Annotated in this window: 19 protein-coding genes; 10 read left to right on the top strand and 9 right to left on the bottom strand. The window is 43.1% G+C overall.

Features of this window, described 5'->3' with window-relative positions; all coding sequences use genetic code 11:
- Both ACYRYG_RS09885 and ACYRYG_RS09880 read right to left on the bottom strand, forming a co-directional pair.
- Window positions 1-3159 (bottom strand): SusC/RagA family TonB-linked outer membrane protein, encoded by a 3159-nt coding sequence (locus ACYRYG_RS09885; protein ID WP_293424368.1) that lies wholly within the window; start codon window positions 3157-3159, stop codon window positions 1-3.
- Window positions 3160-3252: 93 nt separating this feature from the next.
- The gene (locus ACYRYG_RS09880) at window positions 3253-3570 is read right to left on the bottom strand and encodes a carboxypeptidase-like regulatory domain-containing protein (protein ID WP_460198063.1); all 318 of its coding nucleotides are present in this window, start codon (window positions 3568-3570) and stop codon (window positions 3253-3255) included.
- Between the two features lie 524 nt (window positions 3571-4094).
- Between ACYRYG_RS09880 and ACYRYG_RS09875 the strand changes: the two genes are divergently transcribed.
- The 4 genes from ACYRYG_RS09875 to ybeY all read left to right on the top strand — a co-directional run bounded on the left by ACYRYG_RS09875 (window position 4095) and on the right by ybeY (window position 8457).
- Window positions 4095-5801, top strand: a complete 1707-nt coding sequence (locus ACYRYG_RS09875; RefSeq protein WP_460198062.1) for a DUF6377 domain-containing protein — start codon at window positions 4095-4097, stop codon at window positions 5799-5801.
- A gap of 652 nt (window positions 5802-6453) precedes the next feature.
- Window positions 6454-7485, top strand: a complete 1032-nt coding sequence (gene ruvB / locus ACYRYG_RS09870) for a Holliday junction branch migration DNA helicase RuvB (protein WP_293416273.1) — start codon at window positions 6454-6456, stop codon at window positions 7483-7485.
- 63 nt (window positions 7486-7548) lie between these two features.
- Entirely contained in the window at window positions 7549-8004 is a 456-nt protein-coding gene (coaD, locus tag ACYRYG_RS09865) for a pantetheine-phosphate adenylyltransferase (protein ID WP_293416275.1), read from the top strand.
- A gap of 42 nt (window positions 8005-8046) precedes the next feature.
- Window positions 8047-8457, top strand: a complete 411-nt coding sequence (gene ybeY, locus ACYRYG_RS09860; RefSeq protein ID WP_293416277.1) for an rRNA maturation RNase YbeY — start codon at window positions 8047-8049, stop codon at window positions 8455-8457.
- Between the two features lie 246 nt (window positions 8458-8703).
- On the opposite strand, the gene ACYRYG_RS09855 is transcribed toward ybeY, so the two are convergent.
- The 7 genes from ACYRYG_RS09855 to ACYRYG_RS09825 form a co-directional block, all read right to left on the bottom strand.
- A complete protein-coding gene (locus ACYRYG_RS09855; RefSeq protein WP_293416279.1) occupies window positions 8704-10296 on the bottom strand; it encodes a S41 family peptidase in 1593 nt (530 codons plus the stop codon).
- A gap of 78 nt (window positions 10297-10374) precedes the next feature.
- Window positions 10375-12375 carry a DNA topoisomerase IV subunit B gene (locus tag ACYRYG_RS09850; RefSeq protein ID WP_293424362.1) on the bottom strand — a complete coding sequence of 667 codons (2001 nt, stop codon included), beginning with the start codon at window positions 12373-12375 and terminating at the stop codon, window positions 10375-10377.
- Window positions 12376-12571: 196 nt separating this feature from the next.
- Window positions 12572-13759 (bottom strand): N-acetyltransferase, encoded by a 1188-nt coding sequence (locus ACYRYG_RS09845; protein WP_293416283.1) that lies wholly within the window; start codon window positions 13757-13759, stop codon window positions 12572-12574.
- Between the two features lie 225 nt (window positions 13760-13984).
- Window positions 13985-14767 carry a M15 family metallopeptidase gene (locus ACYRYG_RS09840; protein ID WP_293416285.1) on the bottom strand — a complete coding sequence of 261 codons (783 nt, stop codon included), beginning with the start codon at window positions 14765-14767 and terminating at the stop codon, window positions 13985-13987.
- A gap of 78 nt (window positions 14768-14845) precedes the next feature.
- Window positions 14846-15601: a succinate dehydrogenase/fumarate reductase iron-sulfur subunit gene (locus ACYRYG_RS09835; RefSeq protein ID WP_293416287.1), complete on the bottom strand. Its 756-nt coding sequence runs from the start codon at window positions 15599-15601 to the stop codon at window positions 14846-14848.
- 47 nt (window positions 15602-15648) lie between these two features.
- Window positions 15649-17601: a fumarate reductase/succinate dehydrogenase flavoprotein subunit gene (locus ACYRYG_RS09830; RefSeq protein WP_293416289.1), complete on the bottom strand. Its 1953-nt coding sequence runs from the start codon at window positions 17599-17601 to the stop codon at window positions 15649-15651.
- 37 nt (window positions 17602-17638) lie between these two features.
- Complete coding sequence (locus ACYRYG_RS09825; RefSeq protein WP_460198061.1) at window positions 17639-18319, bottom strand: succinate dehydrogenase/fumarate reductase cytochrome b subunit; 681 nt, start codon at window positions 18317-18319, stop codon at window positions 17639-17641.
- 281 nt (window positions 18320-18600) lie between these two features.
- Here ACYRYG_RS09825 and mnmG point away from each other — a divergent pair, with 281 nt between their 5' ends.
- The 6 genes from mnmG (at window position 18601) to deoC (ending at window position 25580) form a co-directional block, all read left to right on the top strand.
- A complete protein-coding gene (gene mnmG / locus ACYRYG_RS09820) occupies window positions 18601-20472 on the top strand; it encodes a tRNA uridine-5-carboxymethylaminomethyl(34) synthesis enzyme MnmG (RefSeq protein WP_293425288.1) in 1872 nt (623 codons plus the stop codon).
- A gap of 315 nt (window positions 20473-20787) precedes the next feature.
- Window positions 20788-21318, top strand: a complete 531-nt coding sequence (locus tag ACYRYG_RS09815) for an adenine phosphoribosyltransferase (RefSeq protein WP_293416295.1) — start codon at window positions 20788-20790, stop codon at window positions 21316-21318.
- Between the two features lie 388 nt (window positions 21319-21706).
- On the top strand, window positions 21707-23563 hold the full coding sequence (uvrC, locus tag ACYRYG_RS09810; RefSeq protein ID WP_293416297.1) for an excinuclease ABC subunit UvrC: 1857 nt from the start codon (window positions 21707-21709) through the stop codon (window positions 23561-23563).
- 114 nt (window positions 23564-23677) lie between these two features.
- Window positions 23678-24130: a D-aminoacyl-tRNA deacylase gene (dtd, locus tag ACYRYG_RS09805; RefSeq protein WP_293416299.1), complete on the top strand. Its 453-nt coding sequence runs from the start codon at window positions 23678-23680 to the stop codon at window positions 24128-24130.
- An 84-nt stretch (window positions 24131-24214) separates the two neighbouring features.
- Complete coding sequence (locus tag ACYRYG_RS09800) at window positions 24215-24553, top strand: nucleotide pyrophosphohydrolase (protein ID WP_293416301.1); 339 nt, start codon at window positions 24215-24217, stop codon at window positions 24551-24553.
- A gap of 61 nt (window positions 24554-24614) precedes the next feature.
- The gene (gene deoC / locus ACYRYG_RS09795) at window positions 24615-25580 is read left to right on the top strand and encodes a deoxyribose-phosphate aldolase (protein WP_293416303.1); all 966 of its coding nucleotides are present in this window, start codon (window positions 24615-24617) and stop codon (window positions 25578-25580) included.
- Window positions 25581-25725: the final 145 nt, after the last annotated feature.

Below are 25725 nucleotides of genomic sequence, written 5' to 3'. Positions count from 1 at the left end.
TTAATAATGAAACTGAATACCGATCTGTACGGTGCGCTGCAGCGGATATAACAATCCGTTTCCGCTTCCCATCTCAGGATCCCACGTCTTGAACGGCGAGAAAGTGAGCAGGTTGGTTCCGGAAAGATATACGCGCAGCCATTTCGTAAAGGTATAGCCGACCTCAGCCGTTTTCAGGCGCAGGTAGGCGGCATCCCTTACATAATAGGTACTTGTCTGTACGTCGTTCTGCAGATAGACGGGAGACAGCCTGGGATATGCGGCATTTGCCACATTGTTGGATTCAGACCAGTGGTTCCGCACGATGTACCGGGCTATGTTGTATCCCTGATGGGCGGCGTCTGCGAAGGGCCATATATCGGACATCAGCAGGCTGACCTTTGCGTCGCCCTGGAAGAAGACCGACGCGTCCCATTTCTTGTATTTTATATTAGCGCCGAAGCCGTATATGATTTCCGGGATGGTCGGATTCCCGATGGTCGTGATATCGTTGCCGTCTATCTTTCCGTCCCCGTTCAGGTCCTTGTACTTGATGTCACCTATGGTATAGTTGGACAGGGTCTGCTTGGGGGAGTTGTCTATTTCATCCTGGGAGGTAAAGAGCCCTTCGGCCACGTATCCGCGGATGCTGTTGATGGGATGGCCGATTGCGGAATAATACGGAGCGACGTTGGCCGGCTCATCTTCGCCCGTAACTTCATTGTGGGCATAAGTGAAACTGCCGTTGGCGCCTACGATAAGGTCTTTGTTGACAGCCTTGTTGAAGGTTACTCCGATGTCCACGCCCTGATTCTTTACGGAACCGATGTTCGCATAGGGGAGGGCGTCCGCAAAACCCGATATGGCTGCCAGGGAGCGGCGCTGCATGAAGATCCCGGAGCGGTTTTCATGGAACAGGTCGACGGTGAGATCGATACAGTCCAGAAGGCTCATATCCATGCCGACGTTCAGTTTCCTGGATTTTTCCCATGTGGCATACTCGTTTCCGTATACACTGATTTGCGGACCCCGTGCCCGGCTGTAGTCCGAGCCGTACCACCACCCCAGGGCATTGTCCAGGCTGACTGACGTGATGTAAGGGAAGCGTGTCCCGAGGGCGTCATTTCCTACCAGCCCGTAGGTCCCCCTGAATTTCAGGTTGTTGATGACCTTTTTCAGAGGCCGGAAGAATTTCTCATTGGAAATGGTCCATCCCAGGGCAATGGCAGGGAAAAAGCCGAAGCGGTGATCCGGAGCGAAGTTTTCTGACCCGTTGTAGCCGAAGGTGGCTTCCATCAGGTACCGTTCGTCATAGTTGTAGGTGAGTCTCCCGGCAAGCCCCTGCTCACGGTAGGGCAGCAGGTCATATTCATTGCCGTTGCTCTTGTCATTGCGCGTTTCCTTCATGTGATAGACAAAGGTGCCTCCGACATTATGCTTTCCGAACGAGCGGGCATAGTCGACGGTTCCCTGCAGGGACCATACGCGGTTGGTGGGGTCCTGGCCGGAAGAAGACTTGATGGCGGTATTGCCTGCGGTTCCGATCGGGGCCTCCGTATACTGGTATTTTCCGTTGTTGCCAACCGTATAGTCATCGCTCACTTTGTAGTAATACGGCTGGATCCAGTGGTTCAGCCAGCTGAAGCTGTAATTGTAGAAGGATGCCAGTCCGCTTGCGCTCAGGCCCGGAGTGATGAACTTCAGGTCCTGGTTCACCGTGAATGCCGTCGTCATGTACACATAGCTCCGCTCCGTGTATCCGCTGCTCATCTTGGCATAAGGGTTGACGTCCACGTTGCCTACATCCCAGGAGGTGTTGTTGCCGTACCGCACGAATGTATCCCCGTCCTGCGCCGGGAGCGTGGCGGGGAAGCGGACGGGATTCCCTCTCATCACAAGGTAGAAAAAATCAGACAGCTGCATCTCGCCCCTTGAATCTCCGGCATCGGAACCTGAATACGGGGCATGGTATTGCGTGATCTGGGAGTTCATGTTCAGCCCCATCTTTGTGGTGGGAGTAATGTGGGCTGTAATATTGCTCTGGAAAAGGTATTTCTTGCTGTACATGCTTACATCCATCACCGCTGCTTTCGGCGCGCGGGTCATGCCGTTTTCATAGAATATGCCGGCATTCATGAAATAGCCTATCTTCTGGCTTCCGCCTTTGACCGATACGTTCAGGTTCTGGTCCATGCTGAGGTTCTTGAAGAGCTGCTTGTACCAGTTGTTGTTGGGGAAGAGGTAAGGATCCGCCCCCGCGCGGGTCTTGTCGATTTTATCCTGGCTGTAAAAGGGGGTATACGCCGTACCGTTCAGCGTGGCATCATTCTTTTTCGCCTCGTTGTACATCTCCATATAGGTGGGGCCGTCGGCCATCTTCTGGATGACGGTAGGCGTGGACAGGGTGTTGTCAAGCCGGATGTCCACGGACATCTTGTCGGACAACTGCCCGGTCTTGGTCGTAATGAGGATTACGCCGTTGGCTCCCCTTGAACCGTAGAGGGACGTGGCCGTGGCATCCTTGAGCACGGAGAACGATTCTATGGACTCCGGCGGGATATTGTTCAGCATCGTGGTGTTGATCTCGACCCCGTCAAGGAGTATCAGCGGGGAAGTGTTTGAGCCGAAAGTAGAAACGCCCCTGATATAGAACTGGGCCGCGTCATATCCGGGCTCTCCTTTGGTCTGGAAGGCGATGATGCCCGGTATCCTGCCGGCGAACGAGGTGGTCAGGCTGCTTGACGTCATCTTCAGGTCACTCGCCTTCACTGCGGTTACCGCCCCAACGAGCGATTCCTTCTTCTGCTTTCCGAAGCCTACGACGACTACCTCGTTCAGGACCTTATTATTAGGAATCAGGTTGAAGGAAATGAACTTCTTGTTCTTTACCGGTATTTCCTTATTGTTGTAGCCGATGACATGGGCCGTCAGCGTCTCTCCTTCATCAGAGACCGGAATGGAAAACAGCCCGTTCTCATCCGTGATGGTCTTGCTGCTTCCCTTGCCTTCCGTGATGACCGCACCCGGAACGGGATCATTGTTTTCATCACATACGAACCCCTTGATAATATGCTGCTGGGATTGCTGGATGACAGGTATGTTCTTTGACCGGGCTGTCCCGGGGCAATTAATTGCAATCGCGCCTAAAAAACATAACATTAAACATAATTGTTCTTTCATATTCACTCTTAATGTTTGTACTTAACGTTTATGACTGGAATTGATGATTACCTTGTTGTTCTTCGATTACTCTTATCGGATATTATACATACGTTATGTGTTTCCGGTCAGGTTCCCCTTTCCGGTTACAAAAGTAGTTGAAACTACATCGATAGAACGAAATCCAACGTATGAAACATGAAGCCGCATACCGGACTTCACTTCCAAAGAAAAATGACCGTTTAAATCAGTAACCGTACCGGTTTTGGTTCCTATTGCCTGAACGGTGGCACCAATTACAACTTCATTATTCTGATCTACTACCTGACCGGAAATCTTTCCTGTCTGCGCTAAGGCAGAAGTAGAAAGAAGACAAGCAAGGAAGAAAACTAGAAACAGTTGTACTTTCGATGATTGAAAGATTGTCTTCATTAAAAATAGGTTTAAGATGTTAATTACTCATACAGATAACAAGCTGCCTATATCAAGGAACTTGTTCTGAAAATTTTTACGTTTTTAGCTTTTCATGTTAATATTAATTGTCAATTGCAAAGTTAGTAAAAAATCGAATTCAAAAATCAGACTACAGAATTTTGGTAGTTATCATAGCCGGAAGAAAATACATAAAATACTGAATACCAACCATTTACAATATTATATAGCAAATCATTTAGTAGCTTCTGTATAATGCCTGTTCTTTACCCTATCAATTCTATTTTAATTTTCCGGACCCTAACCTTTCATGATTATTGAGCAGAAACACAACTTTTCCCACTCAATGACGCATAACTCAAAACTAATTTATATCTTTGTCTACAAATCAATGCATGATCATACACAGAAGACCACCATTCAATTCAGACACCTATGAATTATTTCTCAATAGTCCACTATCCGATGATCGGATAACTAATTATCTTTCCCTAATCATTGACACATTATTAAACACGCACAAAATGAAACGACTATTCTCCTTTCTATTCTTTTGCATCTTGGCACAAATCATCTCTGGGAAAAATTACTCCAATCAGATAATATATCACGATCTGGACTATACTATAAAACTTTCCCAACAATATATCAGGAAAAAAGAAGATCATATCAAATTTTTAAGGCTCAAAGCTCATAACTCTTTACGTCCTTCAAGCCAGTTCCGAATTTATTTCTCTCTCTACCAGAATTATGAAGCCTACCAAAATGATTCGGCTTTAAAATATCTGTCACGCTGTATTACTATAGCCAGAAAGATGAAAAACAAGAGCAAAGAGGCTGAATGTGGAGTTCTGTCTGCCCTTCAATGCTCAAAAACAGGTATGTATGCAGAAGCTCTCAATTACCTCCAAGATCTCCACAGACAGGATTTAAATCAAGACGGAATGAAAGACTATTATTATACGATGAGTCATCTCTACGGTGAAATGGCATCCTACAGCAGAATTCCATCTAAAAGGGACTCTTATTTTAGAATATCCGATATTTACCGAGACTCCATTTATCAAGTGTTCAGCGCTAACAGTGGGACTTTCTTAATGGAGAAAGCGATGGAACGGATAAGTGGTGGTCAATACGGCAAGGCTCTTCAATATAATAATAAAGAACTAAAAGAAGTACGGAAAGGTTCTCACGCATACGCTATAGTCAGTTATTACAGATATTTGATCCTCAAAGGTTTAGACCAACAGAAAAAAGCTTTATACTGGCTGACAGAATCTGCTATCTGTGATATCAAGAATGCGACCATGGATCAGGCATCCCTCTGGACGCTGGCTAATATTCTGAGTGAAGAAGGTGAATTGGATCGTTCTTATAAATATGTTACGATTGCCTGGAAAGACGCCAATACTTTTGGTGCCAGAGTGCGTAATTGGCAAATATCCCCGATTCTTGGTACAATCAGCAATAGCTATCAAAAAGAGATCCAACAGAGGAACAATATACTCATTCTCCTATTCGTCATCGTCAGCATTCTGGCTTTATCTCTCTTATTCCTCGTCTATTATGTCAAGAGACAAAACATGAAATTGAATGCTGTCCAGCAGGACCTGAAATATAAAAACGGGGAACTGGAAGAGATGAACAGTGAACTGGAAGAACTGAATCAGGAGCAAAGAAATTTACTCAATGAACTTTCGCTATCCAACAAGAAATTAAATGAATCAAATAGCGTCAAAGAGGAATACATTGGACAATTCCTTGAACTGTGTTCAGAAACCATCGATAAGATGGAGAAATTCAGGCATCAGGTTAATAAAATGTTAAGGAATCATCAGCGGGAGGAATTGATCAAGATGACCAACGGTGTGGAGATGGAAGATCAAGCATTAGACCAACTTTTCAGTAAATTTGATGCAGCCTTTCTGCACCTTTTCCCTAATTTTATTGAAGATTTAAACAAATTGATCATAAAAGAACACCGCTTCAGTTTGAATAATGGTAAAAAGTTTTCTACCCCTTTACGGATCCTTGCCTTGATTCGCCTGGGTATTGACGACAGTCCTAAAATTGCAGGATTCCTCCATCATTCTGTCACTACCGTATATAATTATAGGGTAAAATACAGAAACTGGGCTGTAGGGGACCGGGATGATTTCGAACGAAAGGTTAAGGAAATAGATATGCCCATTCCCTTTAAAGAGCAGGATAAAGGAAACCTTGACGCCTGATTCTGGGGGTATAGTCATTGAGGAACAATATGCACTATTTTGGGGAACCATTATGCACCATTTTGGGGTATCGAAATAGTGCATATTGGGGGGTCAAAATGCACCATTTTGGTCCTTGTGTTCTAAAGACTTGACTTCCATCAAACCTATAGATTCCTTTTTTATAATAATCTTTCCTTCCAAATCCTCTATGATAAAAGGGGGAAGTCGTTTTAGCAACGATTTCCCCCTTGTAAGACTATTACAGGATAAATTCCTAAAAATGGTTTTCAATATACTCAAACAACCAATCGTCAAAATCCTTAGCCTTTTTCTGATCACTGATTTTTTCTGTTTCCATTCTATAACTTTATTAATTTTTAGTCACAAAGATAAAAGAATCTTTCCTTTTATGAAAATGATCAGCATCTTTTTTTCACAGAATATTTGTGTAATCGTTTACTTCAGCGAATATTCCCCTCAAAAGAGGCTTTTTGTTTATAATGGATATTTACCATACTCCCTCCAAAAAAGCAACTGATAACCATAAATTTTGATTGTCTGTTTTACCAAATGGCCGGAATTTCTTTCCAGAAATCAAAAAAATACACCCGCCGATCCAGTATCGATTCTTTTTCGTATCTTTGCATACAAAGAAAATCAATCATAAGACATGGACGAAGATTTTAATATCCACCAAGAAAACGAGTCTTCGGCAGAGAAAGAGTTTGAAAAAGCACTACGTCCCCTGAAATTTGATGATTTCAGCGGAGAAGATAAGGTAGTGGAAAATCTCAGAATCTTTGTCGAAGCTGCGAAATTCCGGGGAGAACCACTCGACCATACATTACTTCACGGACCACCAGGACTTGGAAAGACAACACTAAGCAATATCATTGCCAATGAACTCGGTGTAGGATTCAAGGTGACCAGTGGACCCGTATTGGATAAACCCGGAGATTTGGCAGGTATTCTCACCTCATTGGAACCAAAGGATGTTCTCTTTATTGATGAGATCCATCGCCTTTCTCCTGTTGTAGAGGAATATCTGTATTCTGCAATGGAAGACTACCGCATCGATATTATGATCGACAAAGGGCCCTCAGCAAGAAGCATCCAAATAGATTTAAGTCCTTTTACACTTATCGGAGCCACAACACGAAGCGGATTACTCTCCGCTCCTCTACGCGCGCGTTTCGGCATTAATCTTCATTTGGAATACTACCAGCCAAAAACGCTGAAAAAAATCATTATGAGATCAGCCAAACTCCTGAAGGTAAAAATCGAAGATGATGCAGCTGAAGAAATCAGCCGGCGTTCACGTGGTACGCCCCGTATCGCCAACAGTTTATTACGCAGAATCCGTGATTTCGCCCAAGTAAAGGGAAATGGAACCATCACCGGAGATATTGCCCGTATGGGCCTGAAAGCTCTAAACATTGACCAATACGGACTTGATGAGATTGACAACAAGATACTGACAACTATTATTGATAAATTCCGAGGTGGTCCTGTAGGAGTATCAACTATCGCCACAGCTATCGGAGAAGACTCCGGAACCATAGAAGATGTTTATGAGCCTTATCTGATCATGGATGGCTTCATTAAACGTACCCCTCGCGGGCGGGTAGCAACCTTGCTAGCTTACGATCATCTGGGTAGGAACTACCCCAGCAGCAATCCCATGGAGCAAAGTTTTTTTTAGATCGAATCAGAATTAAAATAAAAAAGAAGTTAGGAAAAATAGTACAAGCATAATTAGAAAGCGATGAAAACAGGTTTATATACCGGAACTTTTGATCCTTTTACAACAGGACATCAAAATATCGTAATGCGGGCGCTACCTCTCTTCGACCGTCTGGTTATTGCCGTAGCTGTCAGTGAGCTCAAGCATACACAAGAGGAGATAGGCCAAAGGGTCAGGGACATACAAGCCCTCTATGCGGAAGAGCCAAAGATCAAGGTAGTCTCTTATCAAGATCTCACCATTGATCTGGCGCAGCGTGAACAAGCACAATATATTGTCCGCGGAGTCAGGAACCTGAGAGACTTCGAATATGAACGCGAACAGGCTGACATCAACAAGCAACTTGGCGGAGTGGAAACGCTACTGTTTTTTTCCGATCCCAAATTGGAAAGTGTCAGTTCTACACTGGTCCGCGAACTCCGGCATTTTGGTCATGATGCACATGAATTCCTGCCGGAAAAAGATAAGAATAAATAAAGGAAACCTCTTCGATCTCAATGGAGAGTCAAAACAAAGAATATGATTAGTTATCAAGCTGAAGGCATAGAAATGCCAAAAATCAGGAAAAGGGACACTACATCCTGGATCAAGAAAGTAGCTGCCGCACATGGACGGAAGATCGGTGAAATCGGCTATATGTTTGTCAATGACGAAAAAATGCTGGAAACGAACAAACAGTATCTCGGTCATGATTATTATACAGATATTATCACTTTTGATGATGATGAAGGAGATGTGCTTAATGGAGATATTGTTATTTCCCTGGATACGGTCAGATCAAACGCTAAAAAGTACAACAAAGCTTATGATAATGAACTCCACCGTGTCATCATTCATGGTATCCTGCACCTTTGTGGAATCAACGATAAGGGACCTGGAGAACGGGAAATCATGGAAGCTAATGAAAATGCTGCATTAGCAATGCTCTAACTTGTAAGAAGTGCTTTATTTCCCAGGAACTTTCAAATTCAGAATTATTTATGAACGAATCAACTCTTCATCCATCAAAGAGCAAGTAGTTTTCTCTCCTTTTATTAAGAAAGGAACCATATCATCATAAAACGGAGATGCCGTTCAGACTTTTCTTCAAGTCAGAACGGCATCTTTTTTAGATCATAGGATCAGCAGAAAATCCCAGTATATCCAGAAGATAGAAGATACGCTTATTTATTCACCTTACTTATTCTTTTCGGTCAATAATTGTAACGCCTTTTGTACCGTATGATTACTCTCATCCATAATTTCAAAATAAGCATCCATATTCCATAGATCGCGGGCAATCAAGGCCTTAAGTTGAACAGACATGGTCGGAATGGTTTTCTGAAGTTCATCATCATCCTTTGGCTTAATCTTCTGTCTGGCTCCATCTGCTACAATACTATCCATCAGCACCTGGGGAGTGACAAAGTTTTTGCGAAAGCTCTCGAATACAGGATATTTGGCCCTCAGTTCTTTCCGATGACTGTCAAGGTAAGAAAGTGTCTGCGTATAAATAGAATTACCGGCCAGCAGTTGGCGATAGAACGCCGTATATTGCAGTGTATCCAAAGGAACGAAGTAGTCAGGCATAATTCCCCCACCACCATAAACAAGACGATGCTTACGAAGGGTATAATATTTCTGGGAAGGATCAAAATGGATACTATCACGATTTGTAAACTCCCCATGCTTGAAGCGATGGTCCAGATCCATCTCATAGTCTTTCAGATCTCCCTTCTTATAAGGTTTCTGGATACAACGTCCACTTGGTGTATAATAATGAGCTACAGTGAGTCGGATCATGCTCCCGTCAGGGAAAGGTATAGGACGCTGTACCAGTCCTTTTCCAAAAGACCGGCGGCCAACGACAATAGCACGGTCCTGGTCCTGCAATGCTCCTGTCACGATCTCTGCAGCTGATGCAGAAAGTTCATCAATAAGAACAACGACCTTACCCTTGAGCATCTTACCTTTACCGTCTGAACGAAACTCCTCCCGAGGAGAATGACGGCCCTGCGTATACACGATCAAATCATGATCGGGCAAAAACTGCTGTGCGATCTGTACGGCAGATTGCAAATAGCCTCCTCCATTTTCCTGAAGGTCTAGGATCAAATCCTTCATCCCTTTATGCTGAAGAGAATCAATGGACTGGGAGACCTCATCAGGACTATGAAGGCCAAAACTCTCCAGTCGAATATAACCGATTCCCGGACGGATCATATAAGAAGCATCTACCGTTTTCAAAGGAATTCTATCACGAATAACCATAAAATGAAGTACCCCCGAAACTCCCTTCCTGACAATCGTTAAATCGACTTTCGTTCCTTTCGGTCCCCGAAGACGCTTCATAATCTGTTCCCGTGGCATTTTAACGCCTGCTATGGCCGTATCGTTGACCGCAACGATACGATCACCAGCAATGATGCCAACCTTCTCTGAAGGCCCGTTAACGACAGGCTGAATGACAATCAATGTATCATTCATCATGTTAAATTGTACTCCGATTCCATCGAAATCACCGTTTAAAGGTTCATTCAACTCTTTCGTTTCAGACGGAGTAGTATATGCAGAATGAGGATCCAACTTATCCAGCATTCCGCGAATGGCGTCTTCTACCAATTTATTTTCATCAACGGAATCAACGTAGAGATTTTCTATTGCCAATTCAGCAGCGCTGAGTTTCGCCAATGGAGAACGCCGTTCCAAATGAATCCGGAACTGTGCAGAAGCAGTGATCACACAACATAGCAACACTGCCAACAGAACTGTTTTCTTTTTATAAAACATAATTTGATATTATATGAATTACGACCTTTTTCTCATCCACCAGCAAATCCGAAAATATCTTTCACCCAGACAAGTACTCTATCCAACGGACTTTTCCTGGCCCTGTTCGTCCTTAACCACCGGAAGACTCTCTTCCTCAGGAAGATCCTCTTCGATCACCAAATTGTCAATGATGAAATTCTGTCTCTCCATCGTATTCTTCCCCATGTAATAAGCCAGCAACTTCTGCACCTGATCGTTTTTATGAAGCGTAACTTGTTCCAGCCTCATGTCAGGACCGATAAAATGGGCAAATTCATCCGGGGAGATCTCCCCAAGCCCCTTGAACCGCGTGATCTCAGGATCAGGTCCGAGATCATCAATCGCTTTGCGGCGCTCCTCATCCGAATAACAGTAAGAAGTAATAAAATCACTCTTCTTTCCATATTTAGTCTCATAAACTGAGATGCTTTTTTTATCCTTAATCTTCGTCTTCCGATTACGTACACGAAAGAGCGGTGTCTGGAGCACAAAAACATGCCCCTTCTTAATCAGTTCAGGATAGAACTGGAGAAAGAACGTAATCATCAGCAAACGGATATGCATGCCATCAACATCTGCATCCGTAGCCACAATCACCTTGTTATATCTCAAATCATCCAATCCATCTTCTATATCCAGAGCAGCCTGGAGAAGATTGAATTCTTCATTTTCATATACTACTTTCTTGGTCAGTCCAAAGCAATTCAGAGGTTTGCCTCGAAGCGAAAATACGGCCTGAGTATTCACGTCACGACTTTTTGTAATGCTTCCACTAGCAGAATCTCCTTCGGTAATGAAGATACAACTTTCTTCCTTCCGAGGATTTCTTTGATCACAATAATGAATCCGGCAGTCCCTCAACTTACGATTATGAAGGCTCGCCTTTTTTGCACGTTCACGGGCCAGTTTGGTAATTCCAGCCATAGACTTGCGTTCATGCTCACTCTCTTTGATTTTATTCTCGATCACTTCCGTCACATCCTGATGGATGTGGAGGAAATTATCTACATTCTGCTTGATAAAATCTCCTACATACTTATTAATTGACTCACCTCCAGGGGACATCTGAGTACTGCCTAATTTAATCTTAGTCTGACTTTCAAACACAGGTTCCTCAACATTAATGGCAATAGCTGCAACAATTCCATTACGGATATCCGTATAGTCATAGTTTTTATTGAAGAATTCCTTGATCGTCTTTGCAATATGTTCCTTAAACGCACTCTGATGGGTTCCTCCCTGAGTAGTATGCTGACCGTTCACAAAACTATAATATTCTTCTCCATACTGGTTCGTATGGGTAAAGGCTATTTCAATATCTTCTCCTTTGATATGGACTATCGGATATAGCCCGTCAACCGTCATGTTATCTGTCAACAGATCCTGTAGTCCATTGCGGCTATGAATACGCCGTTCATTATAAAGAATGCTCAGGCCAGAATTCAAATAAGTATAATTACGAAGCATCGTCTCCACGATATCGTCATGAAAGGTATAATTCCTGAACATAACTGGATCCGGCTCAAAGAAAATATAGGTACCCTTTTCCTCCGATGATGGTTCTGTCCTGTCACTCTTTTTAACACCCCGTTCAAAAATCAGCTCACGGACTTTCCCATCTCGGAAACTTCGTACAATAAATTTTGAACTTAAGGCATTGACCGCCTTTATGCCGACACCATTCAGTCCTACACTCTTCTTAAAAGCACGAGTATCATATTTACCTCCAGTATTCAGTTTTGCTACAGCTTCTTCCAGTTTCCCCTGAGGAATTCCACGGCCATAATCACGCACTGACACCCGCAAATGATCCTGAATATTCACCTCAATGCAATCGCCGGCATTCATCTTGAATTCATCAATAGAATTATCCACTACCTCTTTGAGGAGTACGTAAATCCCATCTTCCGGCAAAGAACCATCCCCCAAACGTCCAATATACATCCCCGGGCGCGTGCGGACATGCTCCATATCATTTAAATGACGAATGTTCGCATCAGTATAAGCGGACGTACCCTCCGTTTGATGATTCACATGACGATCATTATCTTCTGACATTTATACCCTTCCTTGTTCTTCTATTTGTGTTTTCCGAACCAGCAATACCAGTTTTATAATCACTTCATCCCGATATTGTTGCATAAATTCTGTCAGAACCTCAAGCGTCATGACTAAATCATGATATTAATCATGCTCTGACCTTCTATAATAGTTTTATTCCAAAAAGTTAACTTTTGTATGAAATCACTGGAAATCATTTCACTTCCACATTTTCATCCTTAGCATCAACAACTGGAGCAATGATCTTCTTAAAACAACGACGGCGCTTATGATTGATCGGATTCAATGGTCCCCACTGGCTCTGGACCCCTTCGTTGCTTTCCATTTCCACCTGGCTCTCTCCCCATTTAAAGCCATAAGCCTGATACCTAGGTATCAAATCAGCAAAAAGCAAAGAATTGGCTCCTTTCTTACGATACTCTGGAAGGAAACCCAAAAGGAGAAGATCCACACCTTCTGTCTTATGCCACTTAATGGCCCGGAGCACGTACCACCAGCCAAATGGCAACAGACGCCCACGATGGCATTTCTGCATAGCCCTAGATAGAGATGGCATCGTGATACCGATACCGGCAAGTTTATTGTCCGCACTGGCATCCTCTATAAGGGTAACCAAACTAAGATCAATAAATGGAAAATAGGATTGAATTAACTGGGTAATCTGGGCATCACTCAGTTCTGAATAACCATAAAGACCGGAATAGGTCTCATTAATCAGCTCAAAAATTTTGCGGCCATAACCACCCTTGAATATATCTTTCTTCGTAAGTTTTTTGATTCGAAGATGGTAACGATCTTCTACCACTTTAGCAATGCGGGTATACTTGTCCGGTATTTTTTCCGGCACTTTCAAATAATATTCCACATAATCATTATCCTTTACAAATCCTTCTATCTGCTCCATATATTCAGGATAATAAGGATAATTGTAAAGAGTAGGCATTGTTCCTAATTTATCGAAACCCCAGGTTAACATTCCTTCCGGATCCATATCTGTGAAACCTAAAGGTCCTACGATTTCCGTCATACCTTTGCTTATTCCATAAGTCTCTACAGCCTTCAGCAATGAGCAAAGGACAGCCTTGTCATCAATAAAGTCAAGCCATCCGAAACGTACCGATTTACGATTCCACTTTTTATTCGCTTTATGATTGATGATCGCTGCGATACGCCCCACAAGTTTCCCATCCTTATAAGCCATATAATATTCGGCTTCACAGAATTCGAAAGTGGCATTGTGGTTTTTATCCAGCGTATTGAATTCGTCACTGAATAGATTAGGTACATCGTATGGACTTCCCTTGTACAGGTCGTAATGAAAATCGATAAAATGTTTGAGATCTCTTTTGGTTTCGACCTTTCTGATTTCTATTGCTGACATATAATTTAATATAAATATTGCTTTAAACTTACAAAGTTAAGAAAATAAAAGGAAAAGAACAAAAGGTGAAGATTTTTTTGAAATATATTAGAGAGTTTTATACTCCATCATGCCTGTTTATGCGCATTTTTTATTATTATGTGCAAAGGATCAACCATTTAGATAAAAAAGAGGATCGCCTTTTCAAAAGAGGAGCGTTATTTTCAGCCAAGGATATTGACTGGATCAAGGAATAACCTTATAATATTTCCGGGCAACAGATCTCGAACAGAAATTAAAATGCCACCACTCCGTGGGAAGTGCTCTCCAACCGGCATGACGCATCACCCTGCGAAGAAGTAATCGATCAGCTTCAGCCTGACGTGAGATACGATGATGCCTGACCAGACTATTCTCCCGGTCTATATGTGCTGCGGGTCCCATAAAATCAATCTTGGTGCCCATATCCAGAGTATCCCCTTTTAAGTTACAAAGAGAAACATCTACTGCCAGGCCATAATTATGCAGCCCTCCTCCATGGGCAGGATTACTGACATAAAAAAATTCCGGTGTATTCTTTACGCGGTCCCACATCTCCTGTTGGATGTGCATAGGTCGTGCCGCATCAAAAACGATCAAACTCAAATCCGGACGAATCGACTTTAAATATGCCTGTGCCCGCTTCAGAGCCCGGGCTGCCTTCGGATGCAAGTAAGCTTCCCGCAAATCCCCATACAAGACAACTCCGCAAAAATTGTCCGGTCGGGAATACATCAAAGAAACACAGATTGTGGAATCTTCATCTTTTACATTCACATATCCCTGCCGGGCCAATGACTGTGCGGTCTTACTCAAGACAGGCTGTGAGGAAGATGAAGCTTTCGACAACCGGGCAGTAGTAAATGAACTTCTGACCGGTGGCTCCTTTGATACCTGCGGGACGAGCGTCCCTTCTGCTTTCTTCGGTGCATGTGCACATCCCATGAAACAGAATACAACAGCAGACAACAAAAAGCTTCCTCTCTTCATATCACCAATCGTAAAAACCCCCACGAAGAAAATAAACTGACTTCGTGGGGGGCAGTATGTAGATAAAATACTATTCTATTAGTCGTTCAATTTAGCTTTGATGAATTCACGATTCAGACGGGCGATATTTGCCACGGTCTCGTTCTTCGGACATTCTGCCTCACATGCACGCGTATTGGTACAGTTGCCAAAGCCCAATTCTTCCATCTTTGCAACCATTGATTTAGCTCGACGGGCAGCTTCAACACGTCCCTGAGGAAGTAAAGCAAACTGGCTTATCTTTGAGCTGACAAACAACATGGCGGAACCATTCTTGCAAGCAGCCACACAAGCGCCACAACCGATACAAGAAGCACAGTCCATTGCTTCATCCGCCTTATCCTTAGGAATAGGTATTGCATTTGCATCCTGAGCAGCTCCTGTCCGGACAGTGATATAACCACCGGCGGCCATGATCTCATCAAATGCAGAACGGTCTACCATACAGTCCTTGATAACAGGGAAAGCAGCAGAACGCCACGGCTCTACTGTAATCGTATCCCCATCATTGAAACTACGCATATACAACTGGCAGGTCGTACCCCCTTGTGCCGGTCCATGTGGATGACCGTTGATATAAAGTGAGCACATACCACATATTCCCTCTCGACAGTCATGATCGAATACGAACGGCTCCTTGTTAGCCTCTATCAACTGTTCGTTCAAGATATCCAACATCTCGAGGAAAGAGGTATCAGTAGGGATATCCTTCATCTGGAAGGAATCAAAATGACCTTCTGCCTGCGGTCCATCCTGACGCCAGACCTTCAGCGTGAAATTTATATTCTTATCCATTTTTTTTATCTGATTTAATTGATACATCAACAATCCTGTATGAAGGATTACTTCTTATAATTACGTACCTGAACCTTAATGTACTTATAGTCCAATGGTTCCTTGAGAAGCGTAGGAGCAGCATCATCAGAACCCTCGTATTTCCAGCAAGCTACATACATGTAATGTTCATCATCACGCTTAGCTTCACCTTCTTCTGTCTGCGATTCTTCACGGAAATGCCCGCCACAACTCTCGTTTCGATTCAAGGCATCGTATGCGATCAACTCACCCATGGTGATAAAATCACGAAGATGAATAGCCTTGTCAAGTTCTACATTCAGTCCTTCTTCCGGTCCAGGCACACGGACATGTGCATAGAATTCCTGACGCACATCTTTCAACATAGAAAGGGCCTTTTTCAAGCCTGCTTCATTACGAGCCATTCCTACATAATTCCACATAATATTATACAACTTTCTATGGATGGAATCAACGCTCTCATCACCTTTAATATTATAGATGCGGTCAATCTCAGCTTTGACGTTTTTCTCTGCCTCATCAAATTCAGGAGCATCAGTCTTGAAACGTGGAACAGAGATCTGGTCACTCAGATAATTCTGCATCGTGTAAGGAACGACGAAATAACCATCGCTCAATCCTTGCATCAATGCAGACGCACCCAAGCGGTTAGCACCATGGTCGGAGAAATTACACTCACCCAGGGCAAACAATCCTTTAATGGAAGTCTGAAGTTCATAGTCTACCCATAGACCTCCCATCGTATAGTGAATGGCCGGATAAATCATCATCGGATTCGTATAAGGATCTACATTGACAATCCGTTTGTACATATCGAACAAGTTCCCATAGCGTTGGGTAACGACATCTTTCCCCAGACGCCCGATTGCCTCCTTAAAGTCGAGGAACACAGCCAGTCCGGTAGAGTTAACCCCAAAACCTTTATCTGTACGTTCCTTAGCTGCACGAGAAGCAACATCACGGGGAACCAAATTACCGAATGCAGGATAGCGGCGTTCCAGATAATAATCACGGTCCTCTTCAGGAATATCCCTACCTTGAATTTCTCCGCTCTGGAGTTTTCTAGCATCTTCAAGTTTCTTAGGAACCCAGATACGTCCATCATTACGAAGAGATTCTGACATCAACGTCAACTTAGACTGCTTGTCCCCGTGTACAGGGATACAAGTCGGATGAATCTGCACGAAACAAGGATTTGCGAACCATGCACCTTTCCGATAGCACTGCATAGCTGCAGTACAATTGCAGCCCATAGCATTAGTAGAGAGGAAATAGGTGTTGCCATAACCACCGGTTGCGACACAAACGGCATGAGCAGCATAGCGTTCCAGTTTACCGGTAATCAGATTTTTAGCGATGATACCACGAGCACGACCATCAATAATGACAAGATCTTCCATTTCTGTACGGGTGTGGAGTTCCACGGTACCATTGTGTACCTCTTTCATCAATGCAGAATAGGCACCGAGCAGCAATTGCTGTCCTGTCTGCCCCTTAGCATAGAAAGTACGGCTCACCTGGACTCCGCCAAAAGAGCGGTTAGCCAGCAGTCCACCATATTCACGTGCAAAAGGCACACCTTCTGCCACACACTGGTCAATGATATCTGCACTTACCTCGGCCAGACGATAAACATTAGCCTCCCGAGAACGATAATCTCCACCTTTGATAGTATCATAAAACAGACGATAGACAGAGTCTGCATCGTTCTGATAGTTTTTTGCAGCATTGATACCTCCCTGTGCAGCAATTGAGTGAGCACGGCGCGGAGAATCCTGAATACAGAAATTAATAACGTGGAAGCCCTGCTCCCCTAAAGAAGCAGCAGCGGAAGCTCCAGCCAGTCCGGTACCAACGACGATAATGTCCAACTTACGCTTATTAGCCGGATTAACCAGTTTCTGATGGGCTTTGTAATTGGTCCATTTCTCAGCTAACGGACCTTCTGGAATCTTAGAATCAATCTTTATATCTGACATAATCTGATATTCTTTAAATGATAATATTAATCATGAATTAGTGAAGGCTGGGTGCAAAACCGAAAGCAAAAGACAAGACGATAATCGCAAAAGCAGCCATCAGAATGGTCACGTAGATGATGCCAATGGTCTGCCAGCGTTTCAACCAGATCTTTCCACTCCAGCCTAAAGTTTGTATTGAACTCCAGAAACCATGGGAAAGATGAAACCAGATAGCACCAAACCATACGAGATAAAGAACGACAAGTAAGGGATGAGAAAAGGTGTACTTGATCCAACCGAAGCCATCAGTAGGTCCGGCAATGGAAGAAGTTGTGCCAGCAAGATCGGCAAGCATCATGTGCGACCAGAAATTGACCAGATGAAGGACAATACCGCAAAGGATGATCAGCCCGAGCACCAGCATGTTCTGGGAAGACCAACTGACTTCCGGACGGCGGGCTGTCACTGCATAGCGCTCACTACCACGTGCACGACGGTTCTGAATGGTCAGAATAAAAGCATACACAATGTGGAAGCAGGCTAAAACAGCCAGAATGATAGTACCAAGGACGGCATACCAATTAGAACCCAAGAATGCGCAAACCTCATTGTAACCATTTCCGGAAAAAAAGGCTACAGTGTTCATGCAAACGTGGAATGTCAAAAATAGAATAAGGCAAATGCCTGTTACGGCCATTACCACCTTTCTACCAATAGGTGAATTGATTAACCACATAAATGATTGTAATTTAATTATTTAACTGTTTGAAAATATTTCACAATCCACAACACGATCCGTCTTTTATCGCCTCAAAAGCCCGACGACATCCCTTAGTCATCGTCCACTAAAAGCGTAATTGAGTTAAGACTTATCTTCAGAAGTTTTCAGCCCCCATATAAATAGGTAGGCGCCAAACCGCTCTTGCTGCAAATTTACCATTTTTTGATGATTAAACAAAGCGATTGCTATAAAATTTCGATTTAATTTCTTACTTTTGCCGAAAAAGGAAAACGGAGATGAATTTCAATTATGACGTAATTGTTATCGGCGGAGGGCATGCTGGATGTGAAGCAGCAACAGCTTCTGCCAATATGGGAGCTAAGACGTGTCTGATAACGATGGACATGAACAAGATCGGTCAGATGAGTTGTAATCCTGCCGTCGGTGGCATTGCAAAGGGACAGATCGTCCGTGAAATTGACGCTTTAGGAGGGCAAATGGCTCTGGTTACCGACCGGACTGCCATTCAGTTCCGAATGCTCAACATAGGAAAAGGACCGGCTGTATGGAGCCCAAGGGCTCAATGTGACCGGGGCAAATTCATCTGGGAATGGAGAACGGTACTTGATCATACTCCTAATCTTGACATCTGGCAAGATCAGGCAGACACCTTACTCGTCAAGAACAACGAGGCTGTTGGGGTCCGCACAATCTGGGGCATAGAATTTCATGCTAAGAGCGTAATTGTCACTGCAGGGACCTTTCTCAACGGACTTCTGCATATCGGACGTCACATGCTGGAAGGTGGAAGGATCGCAGAACCGGCCGTACATCATTTTACGGAAAGCATCACGCGCTGGGGCATCCGCACCGGCCGGATGAAAACAGGAACCCCTCCACGGATCGATAAACGCAGTGTCCACTTCGAGGATATGACAGAGCAAAAGGGAGATGCTGATTTTCACCAGTTTTCTTATATGGGCCCACATCGTGTTTTAAAACAACTCCCTTGTTGGACGACCTATACTAATAAAACTGTCCATGACATTCTGAGAAGCGGTCTCAAGGATTCTCCTCTTTTCGACGGTCAAATCAAGAGCAAAGGGCCACGATATTGCCCTTCCATTGAGACCAAACTGGTCACCTTTCCAGACAAAGATCAACATCCTCTATTCCTCGAACCAGAAGGAACCGACACTAATGAGATGTACTTGAACGGATTCTCCTCAAGTATGCCTACAGATATTCAACTCGAAGCCATTCATCATATTCCAGCCTTGAGAGATGCCCGAATCTACCGTCCTGGATATGCTATCGAATACGATTATTTCGACCCTGTTCAGCTCTATCATTCACTGGAATCAAAAATCATCAAGGGGCTGTTTCTTGCCGGACAGGTCAATGGCACTACCGGCTATGAAGAAGCAGGAGGACAGGGAACACTTGCTGGCATTAACGCAGCCATCCATTGTGGCGGAGGTGATCCATTTATATTAGGAAGAGACGAGAGTTATATAGGAGTACTGATTGACGATCTGACGACAAAAGGGGTGGATGAACCTTACCGGATGTTCACTTCTCGCGCTGAATACCGTATTCTTCTCCGGCAGGATGACGCAGATGCCAGACTGACTGAAAAAGCATATCAGTTGGGATTGGTAAAAAGAGACCGATATGAATGGTGGACGCAAAAGAAGGAGGCCCTGGACCGGCTCTTGAATTTCTGCAAAAACACTCCAATCAAGCCGAAAGAAATTAATTCTTATATGGAAGCATGGGGCTCCACTCCATTACGCGCTGGTTGCAAATTAGTAGATCTTATCGCTCGTCCACAACTTAACCTGAAAAAACTATCCGGAATCATACCTGGATTAAAAGAAATCCTGAATTCACCCGTTAATCGGAAAGAAGAGATTGCTGAAGCTGCTGAGATACGGATGAAATACAAAGGCTACATAGACCGAGAGAAAATTGTGGCTGACAAGATGCACCGACTTGAGAATATAAGAATCAGGGGACATTTCAAATATGAAGAACTGAAAGAGATCTCCACGGAAGGAAGGCAAAAATTAGCAAGGATCGATCCGGACACCCTCGCTCAGGCCAGCAGGATCCCCGGGGTTTCTCCGAGTGACATTAACGTGCTCCTCATCTTGATGGGAAGATAATTGTCCCCCTCGCGGCTTCAGTAGATCAACACTCCTACTTTATTCAATTGTCAACTAATGATCCATAGAACGTTTAATCAAGAAAAGCATGCCTTGCAAGAGCATGTTTCACGTGAAACCATATCAGCTATAAACTTCTGATATATTGCAACTTAACGATTAAAGTAAAACGAAAAAGATGAAGGCTCAAGCCACATAAAACAGTTTGGAAAGAGGGTAAAAATAAAAGAGCATATCGTATTTTGCTGGCAAGAGGAAAGAGCGGAGCACTTTATTTAAACGACAAATATAAAACAACCTTTAAAGATAAGTAGAATGAATAACCAAATGTTGATTGACAAATTGCGGACGGTACCGGATTGGCCGATTAAAGGAGTAAATTTTAGAGATATTACCACATTGTTGAAAGATCCAAAATGCCTGAAAGAAATCAGTGATGAAATGTATGACCTCTACAAGGACAAGGGAATCACCAAGATTGCCGGAATAGAAAGCCGCGGGTTCATCATGGCATCTGCCTTAGCTACACGTATCGGAGCAGGTGTTATCCTTTGCAGGAAACCAGGAAAATTACCCTGCCCGACCGTTCAGCAAAGTTATGCAAAAGAATATGGAATCGATACGATAGAAATGCATAAGGATTCCATTACTCCCGACGATGTTGTTCTTCTGCATGATGACCTCCTCGCCACTGGAGGGACCATGCAGGCAGCATACAAACTGGTAAAGAAATTTCATCCTAAAAAGATTTATTGTAACTTTATCATCGAACTGGTAAATGAAGGACTAAACGGACGCAGTAATTTTGACAAGGACCTGGAGGTTACTTCCCTTTTAAAATTATAACCACAGGAAAAAGACAAGAAGAAAGGGGAATGCCTTCCTGGCCTACACACATCGCCGGGAAGGCTTTTTAGTTACTACAATATTTAGAAGACAAGAGGTTGCCCCATCGGATAAAGTCCACTTACGGAGCAAAGAATCATACTGGTGGAAAGCACTATCTCCTACCAAAATAATTCCAGGCATAATAAGTAGTCCCCGGATTTGCAGCATAATAGAAAAAACATTATATTTGCGTGTATTCGTGACAACAAGGCATTTGAAGAATTAGAATTCTGAACAGACAGAACAGAAATTCATAACTGACTGGCAATATGATGAAGCAGGCAGAGTATAAAGTTTCACGTGAAACAACCTGCATCAAACTAACTGATAATAAAGGATATACGAAGTGACTAAAGAAGAAAACGAAAAGCGTATAGCATATTTAAAGAACATCGTTCTAAACATGCCTGAAAAGCCTGGCAGCTATCAGTTTTATGATCATCTGCACAAGATTATCTATGTTGGAAAAGCCAAGCATCTGAAGCGAAGGGTATCCTCATATTTCCATAGAGAAGTAGACCGGTTTAAGACAAAAGTGCTGGTCTCGAAAATTTACGATATTTCCTATACCGTAGTGAATACAGAAGAAGATGCCCTACTGTTGGAGAATTCTCTGATCAAAAAATACAACCCCCGATATAATGTTTTGCTAAAAGACGGGAAGACGTATCCCAGCATCGTCGTGACTCATGAATATTTTCCACGGATTTTCAAGACAAGACGCATCAACAAAAATTACGGAACATACTACGGCCCATTCCCACATCTGACAAGTATGTATAATGTGCTTGGACTCATCCATAAATTATATAAACCCCGTTCCTGTAGACAGCCCATTACAAAAGTCGGAGTGCAGGAAGGAAAATACAAGCCATGCCTGGAATACCATATTCATAATTGCTATGCTCCGTGTATCAACAAGATCCGTCATGAAGAATACATGGAAAACATGAAACAGGCAGAAGAGATCCTGAAGGGAAATACGCGTGAGATAAGTTCTCTGCTCTATCAGCTCATGATGAAAAATGCAAAAATTCTGAAATTTGAGGAAGCTGAAGAACTCAAGAATCGTTATCTCCTGCTACAGGAATTCGTCTCTAAAAGTGAAGTAGTAAGCCATACCATAACGGATGTAGACGTTTTCACCATCACGGATGAAGAGAACCGGAAAAACGCTTATATCAATTATATCCACGTTAAGAACGGAGCTATCAATCAAAGTTTCACGTATGAATATAAGCGCAAACTGGACGAGACTGATGAAGACCTTCTGAATACTGCCATTCCAGAGATCAGAAGCCGATTTGACAGTCATGCCAAAGAAATAATTGTCCCCTTTAAAATGGATTGGAAAATAAAGGATGCAGAATTCTTTATTCCACAGAGAGGAGACAAGAAACATCTTCTGGACCTTTCTGAAATGAATGGAAAAGAATACCGCTTTGACCGGTTAAAACAAGCAGAGAAGTTGAATCCAGAACAGAAACACACTCGTCTGATGAAAGAACTGCAAGACAAACTCAAACTGTCTAGACTACCTTATACAATCGAATGTTTCGACAATTCCAACATCTCTGGTACAGATGCAGTAGCAGGATGCATCGTCTACAAGGGAATGAAACCTTCCCGAAAGGACTATCGGAAATACAATATCAAAACAGTCATTGGACCTGATGATTATGCTTCCATGCAAGAAGTCGTCCGCCGCCGGTATAAAAGGATGATGGAAGAGAAGCATCCCCTGCCCGACTTGATTATCACCGACGGAGGAAAAGGTCAAATGGATGTGGTACGAGAAGTCGTTGAAGGTGAATTACACCTTAATATCCCGATAGCCGGACTGGCAAAGGACGACCGCCACAGGACTAACGAACTCCTGTTCGGCTTTCCTCCACAAACAGTTGGACTGGATGTGAAAAGCGAACTTTTCAAACTATTGACTCAGATCCAGGATGAAGTACACCGTTTTGCCATCTCCTTTCACCGTGACAAACGCTCTAAGAATGCCTTGCACAGCGAACTTGATGATATTAAAGGGATCGGAGAAAAAAGTAAAAATGCCCTCTATAAAGAACTCAAAAGTGCCAAAATGATTAAAAGTGCAGACCTTCAAACGCTCACTAAGATATTAGGTTACAGCAAATCTAAAATAATATATGACCATTTCCATCCAACAGTGCAGGCCAACAAAAAATCACAATAAATCAACAGGACCTGAATTTTGATGGAAAAGTAAAATCATGAACATATACAGATTTCTATGATAATTTTAAAAACTAAAGCATCAGAAGCCAAATAAAATTAGTATATTTGTAACATGAGAATTGTAATACAAAGAGTCAGCAGGGCCTCCGTATCCATCAAAGGAACGAGAAAATCTTCTATTGGCAAGGGCTATCTGATTCTAGTAGGAATTGAAAACAGCGACCAAAAGGATGATGTAGACTGGCTGGTCAGAAAAATCATAGGATTAAGAGTTTTTGATGACGAAAACGGCGTTATGAATCGCTCTATACAAGAAATAAACGGAGACATTCTTATCGTCAGTCAGTTTACCCTTTTCGCAAGTTACAAGAAGGGAAACCGCCCAAGTTGGCTGAGGGCTGCACGACATGACATCTCCATTCCTCTCTATGAAAACTTCTGCAAGCGGCTCTCAACTGCTCTTGGCAAACCGGTTGGAACCGGAGAATTCGGTGCCGACATGCAAGTCGAATTACTCAATGATGGTCCTGTAACGATTATCATGGATACTCATAACAAGGAATAGCTTACAGACGCGCTTCATCACCCATAAAGAGTGTCATAACAGGAACTTATGAAAGTTTGTCCTGGAGGCAAAAAACATATAGATATGACTATTAAAGAGGCTCAAGTAGCAGTTGATCAATGGATCAGAACTTATGGCGTCCGATATTTCAGTGAACTCACCAATATGGCATGTCTGACCGAGGAAGTAGGAGAATTAGCTAAAGTAATGGCCCGCACCTACGGTGACCAGAGTTTTAAAAAAGGAGAAAAAGCTAATCTGGGAGAAGAAATGGCAGATGTACTGTGGGTACTCCTCTGTCTGGCAAACCAAACCGGTGTAGACCTTACCGACGAACTCAGGAAGAGTTTTGAGAAGAAGACTAAGCGGGATGGTACGAGACATCTTAGTAATCCGAAGCTGAAAGAAAAACCCCGGCAATAGACAACCGCAAAGGTGTCTGCCGGAAAGGACAGAAATAAGAAACAATTAAAATTAAATTATAATGGCATACAGAAGTAACATCCAACCAACCATTGACCCCAAAAAGTTGAATGAACTGGAAAAGAAAAGGAAAGAAAAGCCTGAAAAAAGCAAGTACGATCAGGCCCTGGAAAAGTATGACACTCACCTCAATGAGGAGGAGATCAATAAGACCGTGAAGAAATTAATAGCTGAAAAAGTAGCTGATAATGATACGAAAGAGGTTAAGAAATTTCTTTTAGGAAGTGTCGAACTAACCTCATTGCACACCACAGATACCGAGGAAAAAATACTTGCGATGACAGAGAAGGTCAACAATTTCTATGGAGATTATCCGGGACTCCCTCATGTAGCAGCTATCTGCATATATCCTGTATTTACGGAACTAGTAGCCAAAAGCCTGGAAGTAGATGGTGTAGAGATCACGAATGTCTGTGGTAATTTCCCCTCTTCCCAAGCCCGTATGGAAGTAAAAATTGCCGAAACATCATTAGCGATTGCTGACGGTGCCACCAATATAGACATTGTGATGCCCGTAGGAAAATTCCTCAGTAATGATTATGAAGGCGTTTGTGATGATATAGATGAACTGAAAGAAGTCTGTAAGGATGTCCCTTTGAAGGTTATCCTGGAAACAGGGGATCTGGGCAGTTACAGCAACATCAAGAAAGCCGCCATATTGGCGATGTATGCAGGTGCCAACTACATCAAGACGTCTACAGGTAAAGAGAAAATCGGAGCTACACCTGAAAGCGTCTATATCATGTGCCAAGCCATAAAAGAATATTATGATGAAACAGGGATACAGATTGGCCTCAAACCTGCTGGTGGAATGAAAACCGTCATGGATGCTGTCATCTATTACACTATTGTCAAGGAAGTTCTCGGTAATAAATGGTTGACTAATAAATGGTTCAGGCTGGGTACAAGCAGTCTGGCTAATCTATTACTCAGCGAGATTCTGGAAAGGGATATTAAGTATTTCTAAGTGACATGATGAAACATGCTGCCTCTATCTGGTCAGAATATAAGTGAACCCATAAATAGTTTATAAATATTTATAATCGTAAAATTATAACTAAAAATCATGAATCCGGGGAAATCTTCTCCGGATTCCTTGTTTCAGACTACAC

The sequence above is a fragment of the Segatella asaccharophila genome (assembly GCF_054687055.1).
This window is presented reverse-complemented; position numbering and strand designations above follow the sequence as displayed.

What these genes read in the sequence shown, in the direction of transcription:
- dtd (WP_293416299.1), top strand. Translation starts at nt 23,678, where the DNA reads ATGAGAATTGTAATACAAAGAGTCAGCAGGGCCTCCGTATCCATCAAA.
- ACYRYG_RS09850 (WP_293424362.1), bottom strand. Translation starts at nt 12,375, where the DNA reads ATGTCAGAAGATAATGATCGTCATGTGAATCATCAAACGGAGGGTACG.
- coaD (WP_293416275.1), top strand. Translation starts at nt 7,549, where the DNA reads ATGAAAACAGGTTTATATACCGGAACTTTTGATCCTTTTACAACAGGA.
- ACYRYG_RS09815 (WP_293416295.1), top strand. Translation starts at nt 20,788, where the DNA reads ATGAATAACCAAATGTTGATTGACAAATTGCGGACGGTACCGGATTGG.
- ruvB (WP_293416273.1), top strand. Translation starts at nt 6,454, where the DNA reads ATGGACGAAGATTTTAATATCCACCAAGAAAACGAGTCTTCGGCAGAG.
- mnmG (WP_293425288.1), top strand. Translation starts at nt 18,601, where the DNA reads ATGAATTTCAATTATGACGTAATTGTTATCGGCGGAGGGCATGCTGGA.
- ACYRYG_RS09840 (WP_293416285.1), bottom strand. Translation starts at nt 14,767, where the DNA reads ATGAAGAGAGGAAGCTTTTTGTTGTCTGCTGTTGTATTCTGTTTCATG.
- ACYRYG_RS09885 (WP_293424368.1), bottom strand. Translation starts at nt 3,159, where the DNA reads ATGAAAGAACAATTATGTTTAATGTTATGTTTTTTAGGCGCGATTGCA.
- ACYRYG_RS09835 (WP_293416287.1), bottom strand. Translation starts at nt 15,601, where the DNA reads ATGGATAAGAATATAAATTTCACGCTGAAGGTCTGGCGTCAGGATGGA.
- ACYRYG_RS09875 (WP_460198062.1), top strand. Translation starts at nt 4,095, where the DNA reads ATGAAACGACTATTCTCCTTTCTATTCTTTTGCATCTTGGCACAAATC.
- ACYRYG_RS09845 (WP_293416283.1), bottom strand. Translation starts at nt 13,759, where the DNA reads ATGTCAGCAATAGAAATCAGAAAGGTCGAAACCAAAAGAGATCTCAAA.
- ACYRYG_RS09880 (WP_460198063.1), bottom strand. Translation starts at nt 3,570, where the DNA reads ATGAAGACAATCTTTCAATCATCGAAAGTACAACTGTTTCTAGTTTTC.
- ACYRYG_RS09825 (WP_460198061.1), bottom strand. Translation starts at nt 18,319, where the DNA reads ATGTGGTTAATCAATTCACCTATTGGTAGAAAGGTGGTAATGGCCGTA.
- ACYRYG_RS09800 (WP_293416301.1), top strand. Translation starts at nt 24,215, where the DNA reads ATGACTATTAAAGAGGCTCAAGTAGCAGTTGATCAATGGATCAGAACT.
- deoC (WP_293416303.1), top strand. Translation starts at nt 24,615, where the DNA reads ATGGCATACAGAAGTAACATCCAACCAACCATTGACCCCAAAAAGTTG.
- ACYRYG_RS09830 (WP_293416289.1), bottom strand. Translation starts at nt 17,601, where the DNA reads ATGTCAGATATAAAGATTGATTCTAAGATTCCAGAAGGTCCGTTAGCT.
- ybeY (WP_293416277.1), top strand. Translation starts at nt 8,047, where the DNA reads ATGATTAGTTATCAAGCTGAAGGCATAGAAATGCCAAAAATCAGGAAA.
- ACYRYG_RS09855 (WP_293416279.1), bottom strand. Translation starts at nt 10,296, where the DNA reads ATGTTTTATAAAAAGAAAACAGTTCTGTTGGCAGTGTTGCTATGTTGT.